25 protein-coding genes and 1 pseudogene are annotated in these 17,601 nt (G+C 48.8%); 19 read left to right on the top strand and 7 right to left on the bottom strand.

From position 1 onward, the window contains the following. Together KNQ13_RS14025 and KNQ13_RS14020 are read right to left on the bottom strand one after the other, a co-directional pair. Window positions 1–174 (bottom strand): helix-turn-helix domain-containing protein (locus KNQ13_RS14025; protein ID WP_214773241.1); only part of this gene is annotated, 174 nt, incomplete at its 3' end. A 114-nt stretch (window positions 175–288) separates the two neighbouring features. Next, a complete protein-coding gene (locus tag KNQ13_RS14020; protein ID WP_209548289.1) occupies window positions 289–915 on the bottom strand; it encodes an NAD(P)-dependent oxidoreductase in 627 nt (208 codons plus the stop codon). Between the two features lie 128 nt (window positions 916–1,043). Here KNQ13_RS14020 and KNQ13_RS14015 point away from each other — a divergent pair, with 128 nt between their 5' ends. From KNQ13_RS14015 to KNQ13_RS14000, 4 genes are all read left to right on the top strand, one after another. Continuing rightward, window positions 1,044–1,460: an Rrf2 family transcriptional regulator gene (locus tag KNQ13_RS14015; protein ID WP_209548290.1), complete on the top strand. Its 417-nt coding sequence runs from the start codon at window positions 1,044–1,046 to the stop codon at window positions 1,458–1,460. A 55-nt stretch (window positions 1,461–1,515) separates the two neighbouring features. After that, window positions 1,516–1,914, top strand: a complete 399-nt coding sequence (locus KNQ13_RS14010) for a hypothetical protein (protein ID WP_014970416.1) — start codon at window positions 1,516–1,518, stop codon at window positions 1,912–1,914. A gap of 94 nt (window positions 1,915–2,008) precedes the next feature. Beyond that, window positions 2,009–2,701 carry an ABC transporter ATP-binding protein gene (locus tag KNQ13_RS14005; protein ID WP_251027380.1) on the top strand — a complete coding sequence of 231 codons (693 nt, stop codon included), beginning with the start codon at window positions 2,009–2,011 and terminating at the stop codon, window positions 2,699–2,701. A gap of 65 nt (window positions 2,702–2,766) precedes the next feature. Continuing rightward, the gene (locus KNQ13_RS14000) at window positions 2,767–3,756 is read left to right on the top strand and encodes an LLM class flavin-dependent oxidoreductase (protein WP_209548291.1); all 990 of its coding nucleotides are present in this window, start codon (window positions 2,767–2,769) and stop codon (window positions 3,754–3,756) included. 35 nt (window positions 3,757–3,791) lie between these two features. On the opposite strand, the gene KNQ13_RS13995 is transcribed toward KNQ13_RS14000, so the two are convergent. Then, on the bottom strand, window positions 3,792–4,520 hold the full coding sequence (locus KNQ13_RS13995; protein WP_209548292.1) for an SDR family oxidoreductase: 729 nt from the start codon (window positions 4,518–4,520) through the stop codon (window positions 3,792–3,794). Between the two features lie 107 nt (window positions 4,521–4,627). On the opposite strand from KNQ13_RS13995, the gene KNQ13_RS13990 reads away from it, so the two are divergent. The 8 genes and pseudogenes from KNQ13_RS13990 (at window position 4,628) to KNQ13_RS13960 (ending at window position 10,057) form a co-directional block, all read left to right on the top strand. After that, on the top strand, window positions 4,628–5,068 hold the full coding sequence (locus KNQ13_RS13990) for a hypothetical protein (RefSeq protein WP_209548293.1): 441 nt from the start codon (window positions 4,628–4,630) through the stop codon (window positions 5,066–5,068). A gap of 290 nt (window positions 5,069–5,358) precedes the next feature. Beyond that, window positions 5,359–5,901, top strand: a complete 543-nt coding sequence (amaP, locus tag KNQ13_RS13985) for an alkaline shock response membrane anchor protein AmaP (RefSeq protein ID WP_209548294.1) — start codon at window positions 5,359–5,361, stop codon at window positions 5,899–5,901. Window positions 5,902–5,916: 15 nt separating this feature from the next. Beyond that, window positions 5,917–6,123: a DUF2273 domain-containing protein gene (locus KNQ13_RS13980; protein WP_209548295.1), complete on the top strand. Its 207-nt coding sequence runs from the start codon at window positions 5,917–5,919 to the stop codon at window positions 6,121–6,123. Between the two features lie 47 nt (window positions 6,124–6,170). Then, window positions 6,171–6,611, top strand: coding sequence for an Asp23/Gls24 family envelope stress response protein (locus tag KNQ13_RS13975; RefSeq protein ID WP_209548296.1), 441 nt, complete (start codon window positions 6,171–6,173; stop codon window positions 6,609–6,611). A 157-nt stretch (window positions 6,612–6,768) separates the two neighbouring features. Then, window positions 6,769–7,527: an SDR family oxidoreductase gene (locus KNQ13_RS13970; protein ID WP_209548297.1), complete on the top strand. Its 759-nt coding sequence runs from the start codon at window positions 6,769–6,771 to the stop codon at window positions 7,525–7,527. A gap of 157 nt (window positions 7,528–7,684) precedes the next feature. After that, window positions 7,685–7,918 (top strand): annotated as a pseudogene (locus KNQ13_RS16330) (PAS domain S-box protein); the annotation flags it as partial. After that, a complete protein-coding gene (locus KNQ13_RS13965) occupies window positions 7,913–8,503 on the top strand; it encodes a methyl-accepting chemotaxis protein (protein ID WP_371818611.1) in 591 nt (196 codons plus the stop codon). The pseudogene KNQ13_RS16330 and the gene KNQ13_RS13965, both read left to right, overlap by 6 nt. Window positions 8,504–8,785: 282 nt before the next feature. Then, a complete protein-coding gene (locus KNQ13_RS13960; protein ID WP_209548299.1) occupies window positions 8,786–10,057 on the top strand; it encodes an MATE family efflux transporter in 1,272 nt (423 codons plus the stop codon). A 21-nt stretch (window positions 10,058–10,078) separates the two neighbouring features. Here KNQ13_RS13960 and KNQ13_RS13955 read toward each other — a convergent pair whose 3' ends face one another. Beyond that, window positions 10,079–10,657 (bottom strand): TetR/AcrR family transcriptional regulator, encoded by a 579-nt coding sequence (locus KNQ13_RS13955; protein ID WP_209548300.1) that lies wholly within the window; start codon window positions 10,655–10,657, stop codon window positions 10,079–10,081. Between the two features lie 106 nt (window positions 10,658–10,763). On the opposite strand from KNQ13_RS13955, the gene KNQ13_RS13950 reads away from it, so the two are divergent. Continuing rightward, window positions 10,764–11,291 carry a hypothetical protein gene (locus KNQ13_RS13950; RefSeq protein ID WP_209548301.1) on the top strand — a complete coding sequence of 176 codons (528 nt, stop codon included), beginning with the start codon at window positions 10,764–10,766 and terminating at the stop codon, window positions 11,289–11,291. Between the two features lie 21 nt (window positions 11,292–11,312). Here the strand turns inward: KNQ13_RS13950 and KNQ13_RS13945 are convergent, their stop codons facing one another. Continuing rightward, window positions 11,313–11,696 carry a hypothetical protein gene (locus tag KNQ13_RS13945; protein WP_114595751.1) on the bottom strand — a complete coding sequence of 128 codons (384 nt, stop codon included), beginning with the start codon at window positions 11,694–11,696 and terminating at the stop codon, window positions 11,313–11,315. 142 nt (window positions 11,697–11,838) lie between these two features. On the opposite strand from KNQ13_RS13945, the gene KNQ13_RS13940 reads away from it, so the two are divergent. From KNQ13_RS13940 to KNQ13_RS13915, 6 genes are all read left to right on the top strand, one after another. Beyond that, on the top strand, window positions 11,839–12,243 hold the full coding sequence (locus KNQ13_RS13940; protein ID WP_026831408.1) for a hypothetical protein: 405 nt from the start codon (window positions 11,839–11,841) through the stop codon (window positions 12,241–12,243). A 147-nt stretch (window positions 12,244–12,390) separates the two neighbouring features. Beyond that, a complete protein-coding gene (locus tag KNQ13_RS13935; RefSeq protein ID WP_209548302.1) occupies window positions 12,391–12,873 on the top strand; it encodes a hypothetical protein in 483 nt (160 codons plus the stop codon). Beyond that, window positions 12,866–13,579: a nucleotidyltransferase domain-containing protein gene (locus KNQ13_RS13930; protein ID WP_209548303.1), complete on the top strand. Its 714-nt coding sequence runs from the start codon at window positions 12,866–12,868 to the stop codon at window positions 13,577–13,579. Before KNQ13_RS13935 ends, KNQ13_RS13930 begins: the two co-directional genes overlap by 8 nt. 66 nt (window positions 13,580–13,645) lie before the next feature. Next, window positions 13,646–14,254: a hypothetical protein gene (locus KNQ13_RS13925; RefSeq protein WP_209548304.1), complete on the top strand. Its 609-nt coding sequence runs from the start codon at window positions 13,646–13,648 to the stop codon at window positions 14,252–14,254. 71 nt (window positions 14,255–14,325) lie between these two features. Then, a complete protein-coding gene (locus KNQ13_RS13920) occupies window positions 14,326–14,649 on the top strand; it encodes an antibiotic biosynthesis monooxygenase (protein WP_209548305.1) in 324 nt (107 codons plus the stop codon). A gap of 107 nt (window positions 14,650–14,756) precedes the next feature. Then, window positions 14,757–14,987, top strand: a complete 231-nt coding sequence (locus KNQ13_RS13915; protein WP_209548306.1) for a hypothetical protein — start codon at window positions 14,757–14,759, stop codon at window positions 14,985–14,987. 1 nt (window position 14,988) lies between these two features. Here KNQ13_RS13915 and KNQ13_RS13910 read toward each other — a convergent pair whose 3' ends face one another. Both KNQ13_RS13910 and KNQ13_RS13905 read right to left on the bottom strand, forming a co-directional pair. After that, window positions 14,989–16,212 carry a hypothetical protein gene (locus KNQ13_RS13910; protein WP_209548307.1) on the bottom strand — a complete coding sequence of 408 codons (1,224 nt, stop codon included), beginning with the start codon at window positions 16,210–16,212 and terminating at the stop codon, window positions 14,989–14,991. A gap of 2 nt (window positions 16,213–16,214) precedes the next feature. Next, a complete protein-coding gene (locus KNQ13_RS13905; RefSeq protein ID WP_209548313.1) occupies window positions 16,215–17,375 on the bottom strand; it encodes a hypothetical protein in 1,161 nt (386 codons plus the stop codon). Between the last annotated feature and the right edge of the window lie 226 nt (window positions 17,376–17,601).

The following is a 17,601-nucleotide window of genomic DNA, read 5'->3' as shown; positions in this document are numbered from 1 at the left end:
TTCTTTCGAGCAAGAACCGTAAGACAGTCCTTTACCTGTCGCTTTATACGTCTCATCCCACTTCGCTAAAAAGTGGTTGAAGACGAAGCGCGAACAACCAATGGTCTTCGCGATGAGGATTTCCTGCTCTTTTGTCGGGTATATTCTGAATTTGTAGGCGTTATGCTTCAACATGATTTTCACCTCCTTGAAAGGTATTATACCCGAAAGGGAGGTGAATCGCCTAATTTTGATAGAATGTACAAAAAAGCCGACTCTCTCAAAATATGAGAAAGTCAGCTTCCTGTTTTATTTTGAAACAACAGAAATCCGTTCCTTATCATGGCGATGATGCTCGACTTCGTCCGCCAAAGCGATGGCATAGTCCGCATAACTGATGTAACTTTCGCCGGCTGCATTCACCGTCAGGACGTCTTGCGCCAATTGATACTGCCCGGTGCGAGCTCCCTCGGGATCAAAAAAAGCGGCCGGACTGATGAACGTCCAGTGCAAATCGACGGTCTGTTGTAAATCAGCTAGATTTTTCGCCTGATTTTTCGCGGTCGGCAGGTAAGCCGCCGGAAAGTCCGGTGTATCCGCCAGTTGGACCGTTTTTACTGGATCGACGTACAGGCTGCCGGGACCACCGACGATGATCAGTCGTGTCGACGTGCCGCGCAATTGATCAATCAAGTGCCGTCCGAGATCGACATGTTGGTGTTCGTTCCCCGGAGCCGCGCCAAACGCATTGATGACGACGTCAAAATCCGTCAACTCTTCCGTCGTCAGTTCAAATGCATTCTTTTCGAGTACGGTATCGTGTTTCGTGCGGGTTGCATCACGGACGATTGCCGTTAAGGCATGCCCTCGTTCCGCCAGTTCCTCTAATATGACACGACCTGCTTTTCCGCTGGCTCCAATAATCGCAATCTTCATCAATAACGCCTCCTTCGATAGTATGTATCCCTTACATGTAATTAGTTTAGTTACAGAAATTGCGATTGTCAAGCCAATTGACATTAAACGTCGAGCTCATTAAACTGAAAGCATTGGTGGTGAAACAAATGATTAATAGTCGTTTAGCGGTTTCTGTTCATATACTGGCGTTAATCGCCAGCCACCCGGGTCAAGCCTTGTCTTCCGAATACATCGCCGGGAGCGTCAATACGAATCCGGTCGTCATTCGCCGTCTGACCGGATTGTTACGACAAGCGGGTCTACTCCAAACCGTCGCCGGAAAAACGGGTGCGACGTTGACGAAAGATGCGGCTGCCATCACGTTGTTGATGGTTTACCGCGCCGTCGAACCAAAGGAGACGTTATTTTCGATGCATGAACACCCGAATCCAGCTTGTCCGGTCGGTCGGAATATCCAATCGACGCTCGACGATACCTTCGTTCGTGCACAACAGGCACTCGAGGCGGAACTGGAAGCCGAAACCTTATCTGATGTCATCCATCGTCTTGCGATAGCAAGATGATGGTCGTCTGTCTTTTTTTGAAAACGCCTTCACTTTTGAAAGGAGAAATGTCGTCATGCGTTTGGTCAGTTATTCAGCCGTCAGTGCAATTGGATCCTTTTTGTTGTTCACAGCCTATGCCTTTTTGACCAATGTTGAAAATGAATTTTTATATCAATTCGGCACCTTTGCGACGACGCTGTTTACGTTTGCGATTGGGCTACCGATGCTCTTGATCGCGAGGCGATATCCGTTGTCGCTACGTTTGCTGATTTATCTGACAGCCGGAGTCTTCGCGATCCTGTTATTCGTTGGTTTTTATGATTACTTTGGTCAGATGACGTTTGTCGAGTCGAGACGCAACATGGGAGGAATCATCCAGTTCGCAACACTCGCTTGTCTGTTTTATATTGTCCCGTATGAATGGATGTATCAAAAAAAACGCCATTCCAATCGTCCATCGATGTCTTCTTGAAACGACCTTCTTTTTCAGAAGGTCGTTTTTTTGCAGGAATTTCCAAATGAAAAGAGAATCAGTTAGACAGTTGCATACAACGAGGAGGGCAATCATGCAAGATACATTCATCTGCCAACAAATCGGAAAGTCCTTTACCGGTGACGGGATCGAGACCCATGCGTTATCGAATATCAATCTCACGCTCGATGCCGGTGATTTCATCTCAATCATCGGACCGTCGGGCTCTGGTAAATCAACGTTACTCAGCTTGATCGGGACGCTCGATCGTCCGACGAGCGGTACATTATCGTACGGTGACCAGGCGATTCATCAATTAAAAAGTCGGGATTTGTCTGACTTCCGGTTCGAGAATGTCGGGTTCATCTTCCAACAGTTCCATCTGATCCCGACGCTGACGGCACATGAAAATGTCATGGCACCGCTGTTCGGTCGAAAAGTGACCTATGACAAAAAAGAGCGGGCCTTGTCGTTGCTAAAAAAAGTCGGTCTCGCGGACAAAGCCGGTTCGCTCCCGTCACAACTGTCCGGCGGGCAGCAACAACGGGTCGCTGTTGCCCGGGCGCTGGTGCACGAACCAAAATGGCTGCTGGCGGATGAACCGACCGGCAATTTGGACACGGAAACGGGTGACATCATCTTTAACCTGTTACGCAGCCTAAACGAAGAAAAGGGCTGCGGCGTCTTATTCGTCACCCATGACCCGGCACTCGCCGAACGGGCGAACCGGAAAATCGAGATGCGAGACGGTCTGATCATCGAAGACCGCCGGCTTGTCCGCGCCTGACGATGCCTTCTTTTTGAATTCAGCGCATCGACCGCGTACACTGAATGTGTAGAGGAGGCGAGTTCATGCGTTTAGGAATATTGGATCAAGTCCCGTTACATGAAGGGGATACGATCGAACAGACGATGGAAGCGACGAAACGGCTGGTCCTCGAGGCAGAACGTCTTGGGTACGAACGCTATTGGTTCGCTGAACATCATAATACAAACGGCTTGCTCAGTGCCGCACCGGAATTATTCATCGCCCGGATGGGGGACGTGACATCCCGGATCAAACTCGGGTCCGGCGGGATTTTGTTACCTCAGTATCGTCCGCTAAAAATCGCCGAGACGTTTTCGACGCTGGCTGCGTTCTATCCGAACCGGATTGAACTCGGAATTGGCAATTCGCCGGGCGGCAGTGAACGGACCCGACGTGCGTTGACGGACGGGGAGGACGACGGAGCGGACGAATTTCCGCGTTTACTCGACGAAGTTGAAGGATTTTTGACGGATACGTTATCTTCCCGCCATCCGTACCGGATCGTCAAGACGACGCCGCGTGTCGAGGAACGGATCCCGTTATCCGTGCTCGGACTGTCGCCGCGCAGTGCGATACTCGCTGCTGAGCGCGGACACGGACTTGTGTTTGGTCACTTCATCAATCCCGACAAGTGGGAAGAGACATTACGGACCTATCGGGACGCATTCGTTCCGGTCGAAGGGCGGACAGCCAACGTCATCGTTTGTGTCTTCGTCATCTGTGCCGAGACGATGGAAGAGGCGGAAGAACTGGCACGGACCCAGGACGCCTGGATTCAAGGGATCCGTCTCGGCCATTCGATTGTCCCGTCGTTTGCGACGACCGAAAACAAGTCATGGAATGCAGATCAACAAAAACGAATACAGCAGGACCGCCGGCGGACGATCGTCGGAACACCAGAAAAGATTGCTGCTGAACTGCAGGACTTGTCCGACCGGTATCAGACCGATCAGTTCCTGTTGATCAACAATGCCTTTGATCAGCAAAAACGGCTCCGGTCCTATGAGTTGATCGCCGAACGATTGCTCCATTAAAAAACACCGCCTGCTTGGGCGGTGTTCGTTTTGAATTATTGTTGTGCTGTCGGGCGGATTAAGATTTCGTTGACGGCGACATCTTCCGGTTCATTGACAGCGTAGGCAATCGCCCGGGCAATCGCACCTGCGTCCATCGCTTTTAAGTTGCCGATGCCTTGTTTGATTTCTTCATCCGTGATGTGATCCTTCAATTCGGTATCGACTGCTCCCGGCGAGATGATCGTCGCGCGGATGTTGTTTTCGACCGATTCTTCTTTTCGTAAGCCTTCCGTGATGGCACGGACCGCAAACTTCGTCCCGCTGTAGACGGCACTCGACGGCATGACATCGTGTCCTGCGACAGAGGAGATATTGATGATGTGTCCGCGTTTCTTCTCGCGCATATACGGCAGAACGGCACCGATGCCATAGAGAACGCCTTTGATGTTGACGTCGACCATCGTGTTCCACTCATCCTGCTTGTTTTTGTTCAGTTTCGATAACGGCATCAAGCCGGCGTTGTTAACGAGCACGTCGACCGAACCAAACGTGTCTTGCGCGAGTTTCGCGAGCGCATCGACTTGCGACGCGTCCGTGACGTCCGTTACTTGATAGACGGCTTTGCCGCCGAGTTCTTCGATTTCTTGTTGCAAAGTTTTCAGACGATCTTCCCGGCGTGCTGCGAGTACCAATTGCGCACCTTGTTTCGCCAGTAACTTAGCCGTGGCTTCCCCGATGCCACTTGACGCTCCTGTAATGATGACGACTTTGTTTTCGATCATTCAAAAAACCTCCTACATATTTTTTAACTCAACTTAGAAGTATTAACCTTTTTTAAACATCAGCAAACCTCGGACGGACAGTTAGAAGGCAGAAGGGACAAAAAACCATGCGAAAAGGATTTTGGCTTATTCTTTTATTAGTCGGCGGATTAATTTTATATTTCGAACCGTTTCGCGGCGCACCGCCTGAACCGGACGTGTCCGTCAATGGGTCGAAGATCGACGTGACGAGTGGATCGTCTTGCTGGAGGAGCCTGTTAAACAGCAAATGTGTGGATCTTAGTTATTCGACCCCGCTCGACATGACAGCCAACCAGACACCGGTTGTCGTCACACCCGGTGAGAAGATTGAGATCGTGTTTAACGACGGTCCCACACCTGAACGCATCAAGACTGAACAATGGCAGAAGGATGGAACGAATAAAACCATTCAGCTGAAGAAGGAACAGTTCACGGCACCAAACAAGAAAGGTCTTTATATTTATCATGTCTATGGGTGGTGGAAACAAGGCGATGGAAACGTCGCATTTCCTGTCCGAGTAAAATGATATTGACAGCGTATAATCTGTATGGTAATTCCTGAAATTTCATTAAATCCGAAAGTTCCTTCCTCTTTTTTGAGTTAACGGGACTTTTTTTATGAAATATAGTAAATAAAACACTGGTTTCTGAATAACTCAACGTTAAATTGTCAGAATAATAGAACTTTAATTAAAAGTGCGTTTAGATGTTTTAAGGTCTAGTGAACGGGAATAAACACGCCATACACATAATATTTCAGCTAGCGAATGTCTTATGTGAAAGAATCTTACAACGTTATGTAAAAGGAGAGATGAAGATGAATGGGTTCAATCGTTTTTTACTCGTTCTCATCGGTCTGCTCGGGTTAGTGAGTGTTGGCTTACTGGTCCTCGGCGTCTACGATGTTCCACGACTCAGCCCGTTACTTGAACAATGGCAGGATCAACAATGGTACAGCTACACGGTGCTCTCAATTGGTGGTTTTTTAGCTTTCGTATTCGTTATTCTCTTATTCACCGGATTACTCAGCCGCTCGAAAGGTCAACGGTTGTTGATCCGGACAGGAGATGGCAACATCACGATTTCGAAAGAAACCATCGAACGGACGGCTCTTGAGTCGATTCGTGGTATCAATGGAGTCCGGACGCCAAGCGTCCAGGCAGACATCCATTCGAAAAAAGAGACGGTCGCCTTGACGGTTGACTGCTCGGTCTTTGGTCAAGATGGATTACCGACGATAGGCAAAGACATCCAGGAACGTGCCAAGCACGCCGTCGAATCCTTACTTGAACTGCCGGTGACGAGTACAAAAGTCAAAATCAGTGATACGAAAACGAAAACATCAGAACGTGTCGTCTAAAGGGAGGAATTGAACATGAGTACGAAAGAACAGTTGTATCCGTACCGGTTCCGATTGATCGGCGGTCTTGTTGGACTCGTGATCGCGATTCTGTTCCTGACGATCGGGTTCGGCCCAACGCTGTTACTGCTCGTTTTTACCACAATCGGCTTTTTAGTCGGGAAATGGCGGGACGGAGCACTCGATATTGAAGGATGGATTCAGTTCTTTAACCGGGACTGATTCATATATAAATAACCTGACACTTAATTAAAAGGGAGAGATTTCAAATGGCAAACGAATCATTAAACACGACTGGACAAACTGAAGAGGTACGTTCAAACAAATTAACGTTCGAAGATCAGGTCATCAAAAAAATCGCCGGGATTGCTTCAAACGAAGTCCAAGGCATTTTATCAATGAGTGGTGGATTCATGAGCGGTTTGACGGATCGTCTCCGCAGCACGGAAGACATCACAAAAGGCGTCGGCGCTGAAGTCGGCGAACGCCAAGTGGCGCTTGACCTCCGTGTCATCGTCGAGTACGGCAAAAACATCCCGTCGATCTTCCAGGAAACGGTCGCAAAAATCAAAAAAGCGATTGGCGATATGACAGGGCTTGAAGTCGTCGAGGTCAACATGCATGTTGAAGACGTGATGACACGCGCCGAGTTCGATGCAAAAAGTAAAAATGAGCAGGCGGAAGAAAAAACAAGCCGCGAAATAAAATAAATATCGAGCACCAGGAACTCCGATCACGGAGTTTCTGGTTTTTTTGTGTTTTGTCACGGAAACGTTTATCAAATCGCCATCAGACCGTGCGACTGTTCGGGCAAAAAACGGGAAAAGAGGAAGGAATGGCAAAATCCAATCAGAAAGGATGAGTATTATGCGTTTATCGGAAAAAGTCATCATCGTCACCGGAGCTGCATCCGGAATGGGAAAAGCGATGGCGGAATTGTTTGCAGCAGAAGGAGCCCGTGTCATCGTCTCGGATATTCATAAGGAAGCGGCCGTCGAGGTTGCGGAAGCGATTACGAACAACGGTGGCACAGCGCACGCTGTCGAAACGAACGTTGCGGACGAAGCCGCCGTCCGTCAACTGCTCGACGAAACGCTGGCGACATACGGAACACTTGATATTCTCGTCAACAATGCCGGCATCATGGACGGGATGGAAGGGGTCGGAGACGTTACGGATGAACGCTGGGAACGGGTCTTTGCCGTCAATACGACCGCCGTCATGCGTTTGATGCGGCTATCGATTCCTGTATTCCAAGAACAGGGGCATGGCGTCATCCTCAACAACATCTCGATTGGCGGATTAAACGGTGCGCGGGCCGGAGCTGCCTACACAGCTTCAAAACACGCCGTCGTCGGATTGACGAAAAATACCGCCTATCTGTATGCGAAGGAAGGGATTCGATGCAACGGGATTGCTCCCGGCGCCGTCGAGACGAACATCGGTCAGTCGATGACGAACATCAACGAGTTCGGAATGGGGCGGACGATGCTCGGGATGGGCTTGAATCCGCGAACCGCCCAACCGGAAGAAATTGCCAAGCTGGCCCTGTTCCTCGTGTCGGAAGACAGCAGCTTCGTCAACGGGGCAATCGTCGTCGCGGATGGTGGTTGGAGTGCCTATTGAATCGATGTGTGCAGGTTCCCTTCAAACAAGGGAACCTTTTTTTGGGAATTTTTTATCGGCGACAGCCCGAAATAGAAGGGATTAGCGGCTATAACGGATAATATTATCCTATACGCTTTTGATTGATACGTGTACTTAGAAAAGGGAGGGCATACCGATGCAGGATCAAACAACCCAAATCACGGATACGCAAGTCGTTCGGGCCATCGAACAAAACTTAGCCATCATTCGGTTTGATGAACGACGAAAGGTCGCTTATGTCAACGAACTGTTTGCGCGGACGATGGGGTACACCGTCAACGAGTTACTGGGCAAATCGCACCGCGATCTTTGTTTCGCCGAATATACAAGTAGTCCGGCTTATGAACTGTTTTGGCGTAAGTTGATGCAAGGCATCACGTATCAAGACAAAATCGAACGGCGGGCGACTGATATTACGATTCGTCAGCAGGATGTGTTGCGGATGGCTCAGGAATTAAATGCAACGTCGGCCTTTTTGACTGTAAAATCAGAAAGCGGACGTCAGGATGGACTCCAAGTGCTCGCGACCGTCCAACAAGTGGAGGCGGAATCAACAGAAAATCTGGTGCATCTGATTCAACTTCATGCACAGACCGACTCGATCACCGACATCGTCAAAACGATCCGTGATATCGCGGCCCAAACCAATTTGTTGGCGCTGAATGCTGCGATCGAAGCGGCACGGGCGGGTGAACACGGACGTGGATTTAACGTCGTCGCAACCGAAGTCAGGAATTTGTCGAATAAGGTCTCCCAATCGATCGGAGACGTCAAAGGCAATATCGAGGGAATCATCCAGCGGGTTGAAGAAGTATCAACAAGCATCAAACGGATCTCTGACAAGGTCAAGACGAGCAGCGGACAACTTGAACAGACCGTCCGTGAATTTGATCTGTTGGCAGATTCCGCCAAACAGTTGGAACAACAGGCGAAAGAATTTGTCCGCGTCCTATGACGGGCAGACACAGACGCTAACACCGTACTCCTGTAGTGTGACTCTGATAAAGTTCATACTTCAGGAGTACTTTTTAAGTAAAAAAATTTGAAATACCTTATAATAACCAAGGCTTCATCCGATACGAATGAAAGCAGTGTGCCTACACGGAAAAGGAGACGTGATGATACCTGTGACGACCCATCCTCTTATTAGTAGATCCAGAAAGCACCTTAAACAAATCACCGGCCGTTTTGGATCAACGGACCCGTTGATTTTCAGTCGTTCGATTGAGGCACGAAAATGGTAACAGTACCTGTTACGGCGCGTCAGTATGGCTTGCTCGCCTACCCGTTGATTTTGTCGGGTATCTTGACACCGTTGCTCGGCGTCACAGATACGATCGCCATCGGACAAACCGGAGAGGCGGTCGCCATCGGGGCCGTCTTTTTTAATACGATTTACTGGCTATTCGGATTTTTAAAGGTCAGTACGACCGGCTTCAGTGCCCAAGCCAGTGTTCATCATGATGAAACAGCTCTGCATTTCGCCTTGTACCGTCCTGTCTTGATTGGGTTTTTGACCGGGCTGGTGCTGATGCTCTGTCGCGTTCCGCTGACGACGGGTGGACTTTACTTACTGGCGGCGCCGGAAACGTTGTTGCCGGATGTGAGGACTTACATCGATTACCGGATGTACGGCGCACCGTTTGTTTTAATCGGACAAGGGCAGGTGAAACGTGCCTTGTTGATCCAAGTGTGCAGTAACGTCATCAATATCATATTGGATGTCGTATTCGTCCTTGGACTCGGATACGGTGTCGCAGGAGTCGCCTTCGCGACACTCGTCGCTGAAATCAGCATCGTCGCCTTCGGATTCCTGTTCATATTCCGGCAACTGGTCTGGAAACCAAGCTACCGTAGTCTTTTGTTCCACGTCCAGGCGTACCGGCAATTTTTTACGGTCAACGCGGATTTATTCATCCGGACGATTTTCCTGTTGCTCGTAACCGGTTGGTTTACCCGGACAGGAGCCGCTTTTGGACCTGACGTTCTCGCTGCCAATGCGATTCTGCTTCAAATCCAGTATTTGATTGCCTATTGGTTTGGCGGGCTCGGGAGTGCCTCAACCATTCTCGTCGGACGGGCGCGGGGACGATACGATGAAGCCGGTTACCGGAAAAGTGTCCGCTTGACGCGGCAGTTTGGTCTCGCTTCCATTCTTTTTATAATGACACTGTTGATTATTTTTCAGCGTCCATTGTTGCAGCTGTTTTCGACCGATCCGGTTCTGCTCGATATCTCGAGTCTGTATTATGGCTGGATTCTCATCTTTCCGTTGACCGGCGGTTTTGCGATGCTGTATGAAGGCATATTTTCCGGACTCGCCCGGGCCAAGCCGGTCCGGAACTCGATGATTCAAGCCTTCCTGATTTTTGCGCTGTTGCTGTTGTCCATCAACTGGATTGGCAACCACGGTGTTTGGCTGGCATTCATCGGTTTTGGTCTGATGCGGTCCGGATCGCTTCACCTGGCAGAACGCCGCTTACACAAACAACACCCCGTCCACTCCTGAGAGGAGGACGGGGTGTTGTCGTCATGACTGGAAAATGGTGTTCAAGTGGTGGACAAGAATCGTCTTCAATCGGTCTTTCGTCAACCGTTCCGGTCGGAATAAGGCATGAAACGCCAGACCATCGACCAATGCAGCCAACCGTTCCGCTTCCAGCCGGACGTCGATTCCGTCCCGTAACGTACCTGAAGGCAACCGTTCGAGCAGGACGAGGCACATCCGGAAAATATCATCCGTGCCGGTATCGGTTTTGGAACGATAGGCTGCCATCATGAATTGAAACCAGACGCTCATTTCGAGCTGATAGTCTTCCTTGTACGGTAACACTTCCAGTAAAACATCGAGTAAGACTTGCTTCGGCGGACCTCCTTGTTCGAAGATGCTGGTAATCCGTTGTTGCGCCCGTTCCGAGACGAGTTCCATCGAAAAGCGGAGCAATTCGTCTTGAGTTGCAAAGTAATGCCGTAACGCACCAAGCGATAAACCGGCTTCCTCAGCAATTTTTCGGACGGTCGCTTGTTCAATTCCTTCTGTTGATATGAGACGCCAGGTCGCTTCTGCGATTTGGCGTCGTCTTTTTTCGTGATCAACTTGTTTTGGCATGACGCCAGTATAGCATTTTTTTGATACAAATGTATTAAAAAAATAGGAAATCAGTGTCAGATGTGGTATTTTTATAATACACACGTATTAAAAAGGAGGAGTCAACATGAACGGAATTGCGTGGGGCATCATCGTGTGTGAAATCATGTTTTGGGTCTTCATCCTTGCCGGACTGATCGTCCGCTATGGCTGGCGGAAAAAACGACTCGGATTGCGTCTGATGGCTATGTCACCGGTCATCGATCTTGTCTTGCTCGTTTTGACCGTTTACGACTTAAGGCAAGGGACGGAAGCAACGTGGGCTCATGGTGTCGCCGCCATCTACATCGGCGTCTCACTTGCCTTTGGTAAATCACTGATTGCGTGGGCGGATCAGACATACCAACACCTTGTTTTGCGTAAGGACGTTGTACGCGACGTCCGCTCCAAGGCGAAGCGGGAACGCGAAGGGTTTTTCCGCCACCTGACAGCATTCGTCATTGGAAGTGCCTTGTTGGCCGGAATGATTTTTTGGATTTCAGATTTCAATCAGACCGTAGCCTTGCTTCGGACGATTCAAATCTGGTTCCTTGTCCTCCTCGTCGACGGGCTGATCTCCCTCAGTTACACGTTGTTCCCGAAACGCGCCGACTAAAAAAAGAACGGAGCTTCCTGTTTAACGATCAACAGTGAAGGTCCGTTCTTTTATCGTATTACTTTTAATTTGTTTTCGTGCATCAATCGAATCCCGGATATGTATGATATAACGGCGTCCCTTTTGATAACCCGAGCGGGGCGGCTTGATTCGGAGCTCCTTGCCGTCAATGACTTCAAGTTCCGTCTGCATCCGTTCGCCCGTCGAATCCGTAATCGTGACAGTCCGGTCCGAGACTTGATCCGGACGTAAACCTTTTGAGAATTCGATGTCAAACGTGTGGTACTTCGAAATCGTTCGCGCACGAGACTTGAAGTGGGGACCATCCGTCTGCTCGTCGAGTGTACAGTAACATCCTGTGAACAGTAAGCAAACAGTTAAGATAATGGAAAATAACGGTTTCACAATCAAGCTCCTTTCAACATATTTTTCATTATAAGACAAATAATGGGAGGTTTCAATCGTTCTCAGGACGGATTGTGAAATAACCCTTCAAGACATGCCACGAGTGATGTATACTCAAGCGAGAGAAAGGCAGTGGTAGAATATGCAACAAACTGATCAACGCGAAATCATCGTCTCCATCCGGACGAGTTATGATTTCAAAGCCGATGAAGGACGTGCGGTCCGTGTCGTCGAATTTCACGGACGCCGGACGACGGTCATCGATACATTTAAAAAATCAACACCAAAACGGATGATTTTAGTTGAAATGATCCGCGCCGTCCAATCGTTTAAGGAACCGTTCCATATTATCTTTAATGTCGAATGCAACTTTGGTTTCAAGTATTTAAACGATGAACGCCAGTGGGAAAACCGCGATCTGGGAGATACGTTCAACGAATTGATTCAAGCAGGCGGACATACGATTGAGCTCCGCGACTGTTCATTTTATGAAGGCGGCAAAGACTTGCAGAAGTGGCTGCTGAACATCCTGAAAAAAGCGAATTGACCTTTTAAGACAGATGACGTTCACCGAACGGTCATCTGTTTTTTTGTTGCCTCTCCCGTCCACTGCTAATATGTGGTAAATTTATAAGAAAGAAAAATGACAACACGATCGACATCACCGTCAACTATTTTGTGAAGAGGTGGAATTATGAATAAAGAAGATCATCAAATCGCCCGTAAGCTCGTTTCTACTTATTTGACAGGAACTCAAATCTCGACGATTCACCTGACAGGCTTCATCAGCATCGAATTGATCAATCTCTATGATGCCACGATTCCAGATATCTCAATCCGGATCGAGACCGACCGTTTGTATTACGGGGATGTTGAATCATCGAAGGACTGGGTCGTGCGCCATATGCCGAAAGAAGAGATGCTTCATCTGATTGTGACGTTACATACAGAACGAATCATTGCCGTCCGGATCGGAAAAGCCGCTCCACATCTGTTCATCACGTTCAGTTCCGGGAAAACGCTTGTCATCAACGGATCGGATACCTATTACGAATCCTGGGCCATCGACATGACGTTACCGGATCAAGGTCTTGTCTCGATCGTCGCCGTACCGGGCGATGAACTGGCTGTTTTTGCTTCCGATAATACGATGCTACAAAATCAGACACATGAGTGATCAGCTTCAAAAGGCACTTCTGACCGCACGCTCCGTTATCGAGACGCGTTATCCGAACTGTGATGCAGCGGTACTCGCAGGCAGTTTCGTCCGCGGTCAAGCTACTGCCACATCGGACCTGGATCTTGTCATCATCGACGAAACGGTGCCATCTTCGTACCGCGAATCATTTGTAGCGGACAGTTATCCGGTCGAAGCCTTCATTCATTCGAGTACGACAATCCGGGCGTTTTTCCGACAGGACCGGGATCGCGGACGTCCGTCGATGCAACGAATGGTCGCAGAAGGACTCGTCCTGCGGAATCATGCACTGCTTGCACCGTTGAAAGGACAGGCAGAAACGGAGCTGTTGGCCGGTCCGCCTGCTTTTTCGATACAAGAACTGGATCGGGCCCGGTACTTCCTGACCGATCTGCTGGATGATTTCATCGGTGTGACGGACCGGACGGAAGGGCTCGGAATCGCTTCCCGGTTGCTCGAACAAGCGCCGGACTTCCGGTTGCGGGCATCCGGTCACTGGACAGGACAAGGAAAATGGCTGATCCGCAGTCTGGCTATCGTCGATCCGGTCGAGGCCAAACGATTGGCGGACGCTTTCGAAGCTTTTTTCCGGTTGGATGAAAAACAACCGGTCATTGATTTAGTGGAACAGTGGCTTACCGAACACGGCGGCCGTTATTTTGACGGTTTTTCGCTTGGGAAATGAAAGGAGGGCGAGCATCATGAAACGAGGGATGGCGGGTTGTCATCGGGTTCGTGATGCGGGTCTGTCATGAAACACCGGCTATTGTTATGTGTATTTTTTCTGCTCGCTCTCGGAGGAAGCTTGTTCTACTTTCAAACAAACGAGGCAGCTCCTCAAGATGTGACGCCGCAACTGATTGTCGAGACCGTCCGTCAGCATCAGCCGGACGTGCGATTTTCGACGAAACAGGTGTACTGGATCGAACCGCTCGGTGACAGCCATACGATTGCATTCGTCAAAACGGAAAAAGCGCATCTGTTACTCGTGTTGCAACAAACGGACTCGACCTATCGGATCGTCCGCCTGATCCGCCAAATGCCGCAACCAAACGACTGGTTTGAAGGACGGGTTCTCAAAGTCGAACAAAAACGTTATTTGATCGTCTACGGGGAAAATCGCTCCCAAAACCTGAACCGGTTGACGTTTGATCCATATAAAGCGACTTACGACGGGAAGCAAGAACGGAACGTACCGCTGAAAGATATCAAACGGACACTGGATGTCCGGAAAAAGGACAGTTTTCATACGATTCAGGCCTTACCGAAAGCCTTTCCCCGTTCGCTCTTTTTTGATATTCAGGCTGTCGACCGACAAGGCAACGAACAGTTGCGCCGATTGTCGAATACGCTCGATTGAAGTCCTCTCAGTGGGAAGATGATCTAGTCGTTCGGTATATTGGATATAGTCAAGAAAGAGGGGGATCTAGTATGTGGATTGTGATGAATCAATTGCGTGTACAAAACGGGAAAGCCGATCAAGTCGCAGCCCGTTTTCAGACGACGAAAGGAATTGAGCAGATGGAAGGATTTGTCCGGATGCAGGTCTTAGTGGATCTCAGTCAGGACGAGCACGATATCGTCACGATCATGACGACGTGGGAAAAACAAGCGTATTTCCATGCCTGGCAAGCAAGCCAAGCCTATAAAGGCGTCCATAAGAAACGGGACGAGGGCACATCGGAAGTCAAACCGCTTGTCCTGTCAAACGCTGTCACGGAATATGCCGTCGTCGCCGATCATACTCACGCATAAACAAAACCGTCTTTTCCCACGAGCAGGGGAGAGACGGTTTTTGTCTGGAGTGGATGATCTGGAAAGTGGGTAAAAGGATTAAAACTGAAACCAAGAGGTGACGGAAGATGACGACACGTAAAGGCATCGTTTCAGGTTTGACGGTCTTGTTCGGCATGATGTTCATCATCGGTTTTTTCCTGTCCGGCGGTTTTGTCTATCTGTACTTTTTTGCGCTGTTGATTGCCTGTGCCTCTTTTTTGCGGGAACGTTTGACCCGCGAAGAATGGTTGCAGGAAGGGATCGCGTTCATCCTGTTTTGCGGTGTCCTCTACGCGGTCGAACATCTGGTGTTTTAGATTATTTGATCTGATACGTGTCGAGTAACAAGTCGCGTCCCTCGGCGGACAGCTTAAAACTGATCTTTCGGTGGACATCTTCGAGATAGACATCGATTTTGTTGATTCGTTGATCGAGATAGATTTTAAACTGTTGCGCTTTTTCACCGTTCAGGATCGTCAGATATGTCCGATTTGCCGGTCGTCCTTTCTTTTCTATCACTTCACTATCTTGAATCAATCGCACTAATTGTTTTGTCTCGTCCGGAGAGGCTTTTAAAAATTCTTGTTCCGAAATCGCATTATCCTGTACCTGTCCTTTCTTGTAGTTGTATTTCAGCTTATCGAACGGGCGGTCATGGAATACGGCATAGCGGGGCAAAACGAACTCATCGTCTGAAAACTCATCCGGTGGCAATTCAAGACCGGTCGGCATCTGTTGTTCCTGCTTGATTGTCAGTTTGTAATGAGTGGTCTTTCCGCTTTTTTCCGTGACCGTGACTAAGCCGTAAGTTCCGTCTGTACTTGACTGCTCCTTAAACGCGATTGTACTTTGTTCTTTCGACGAATGAATAGCCGCTTGATATCGTTGTTGCCCCATCAGATTCAGCTGAACTTCATACGGTTCCTGAATTTGGATATTCGATTGGAGGAAAAGCGGGGCCGTTCCGACTAATGGTGTCAGTTCCATCACATTCGTGACGACCGTCTGCTTGGTTTGTTCATTCGTCGCCCGGGCGACCAAATAACCGGTCGTCGGTAATGTCAGTTGTCTCGCGGAGGCCATCAATGAATGGTCGAATGTCCGGACGATTTGCTTGAAGTCGGCAGGCAACGGTTCAAAATGGATCTCTTTTTTGGCAACCACCAGCTTATCCATCGGAAATTGGTCCTGTTTCGAATTCAACTTGTGAAAGCCCGGTTTTGAAACAGAATTATGACAATACAAAAAACTGTTTTGTTTCGTTTTCGTGTAAACTGCCTGGGTTCCCGTCGATTCCGGGAACTGGCTGACCAGATTCACGAAATAGTGTTTACAGACTGAATAATCCTTCGGAGCTTCGACCGGTTTCGTCGCACACACCTGTTTGATGAGGACGCCAAGCTTCGGATCATCATCCTTATAGTCCGTTAGATTCAACGTATCGTACAATTCCGGCAGATAATCATAATGAACCGGTTCAGGTTCGGAGGTACATCCCGTTAATAAAACTGTTGCCAAGCTCGACGCAATCATTCGTCGCATTCTTAGTCCTCCAGTTCGGCTGTCACGGCAGTCGCCAGTTCACCGGACAGTTTAGCCGCTTTTTTAGTTCGGATGTCTTTTAAGTAGAGATCCGTTTTGTTTGCACGTGTTTTGAGATACAGATCAAACGTCTGGATTTTTCCGTCTTGAATCAAGCTCAAATAGCGGACATCCGCCCGTTTGCCTTGCGGTTTTTCAAGTGTGACGTCTTTTAATTCATCTGCTACCCGTTTCGCCAGCTTGTCGGATAATAAGGACAATTGACGGAAGTTCCCTTCACGCAATGCCGCTTCATTCGGATGAAGGAAACCGTGAATTTCTTTGTTGTCGGTCCCGATACCGTTAAATCCGCGGACAGGAATGTCTTTGACGGTCGTCTCGTAACGCAGGGAAATCGTTTTTTCCATCGGCTGTTCCGGATCTTCGAATCGAAGCGTCAGGTAGGGAATCGTCTTGTCCGTTGGTAAGACGTCAGGCAGCGGATGATGGGTCAGTTTAGCGGACTGTTTGCCGAAAATCTTGACGAGATCTTGTTGATTTTGATACAGATCGCCTTTCAACAACAGGGCATAGGTCGAAGACGGCAGACCATCTGTCGTCTTTTCGACGGACAGTTCAAGTGTCGGATAGGCAAACGAAGCCGGTAATCCAAAAAGCGTTTGTTGTTGCCCGTCTTCCTTTTCCAGAACTACGACTTGGCCCGTTACGGGAAATTGCATGGATACTCGCTGAATCTGTCCGGTCCTATCGACGACCTCATGTTTCCGTTTCGTCGCCTTATCAGATAGACGGGTCGTCAAAGCCGGTTCTGAGATCGGCGAATGTTCTGGACCGTCTGTCTCCTTCAGCCATGGATGATCCTTCAACTGAATCGGATGAGCCGTCAGGCGGAACGTCTTCGGTGAACGGCACGTCACGAAGTATTCCTTGTCTGCTGCGATATATTGCAGTTCAATCGGTCGGGTATTGGTTCCGATTTGTTGTAAGTTAAAGTACAGACCGTATGTATCGAGCGTCCGGTAATACTTTGGCATCGCGACGACATTCTTTGTGTTTTCACACGTTTTCAGCAGTAGGGCGGATTGTTTTTTCGAAACAGGTTCATAGGCTTCTTTTGTATATTTGATGGCTTCCCAGTAAGTCGAGGATCGTTGCAGGTGCAACAGCTGTTCCGTTCCACATCCGGTCAGAAAAAGACTGCCGACGAGACTCAATACGAGTATAGGTTTGTGAATAAGAATCGCCCCTTCCTTCTTTTAACAATATTTTACCATGTGGACACCCTTTTACTTCCAATAAAATGGCTCATCACCATAAGGTGTGGTTGACACATAAAATCCATCGGATTTTAAATCGAACATAGAAAAAAAGCGAAAACCCCGGTATCGT

Source organism: Exiguobacterium sp. s128 (genome assembly GCF_018618815.1).
Taxonomy (GTDB): Bacteria; Bacillota; Bacilli; order Exiguobacteriales; family Exiguobacteriaceae; genus Exiguobacterium_A; species Exiguobacterium_A antarcticum.
This window is presented reverse-complemented; position numbering and strand designations above follow the sequence as displayed.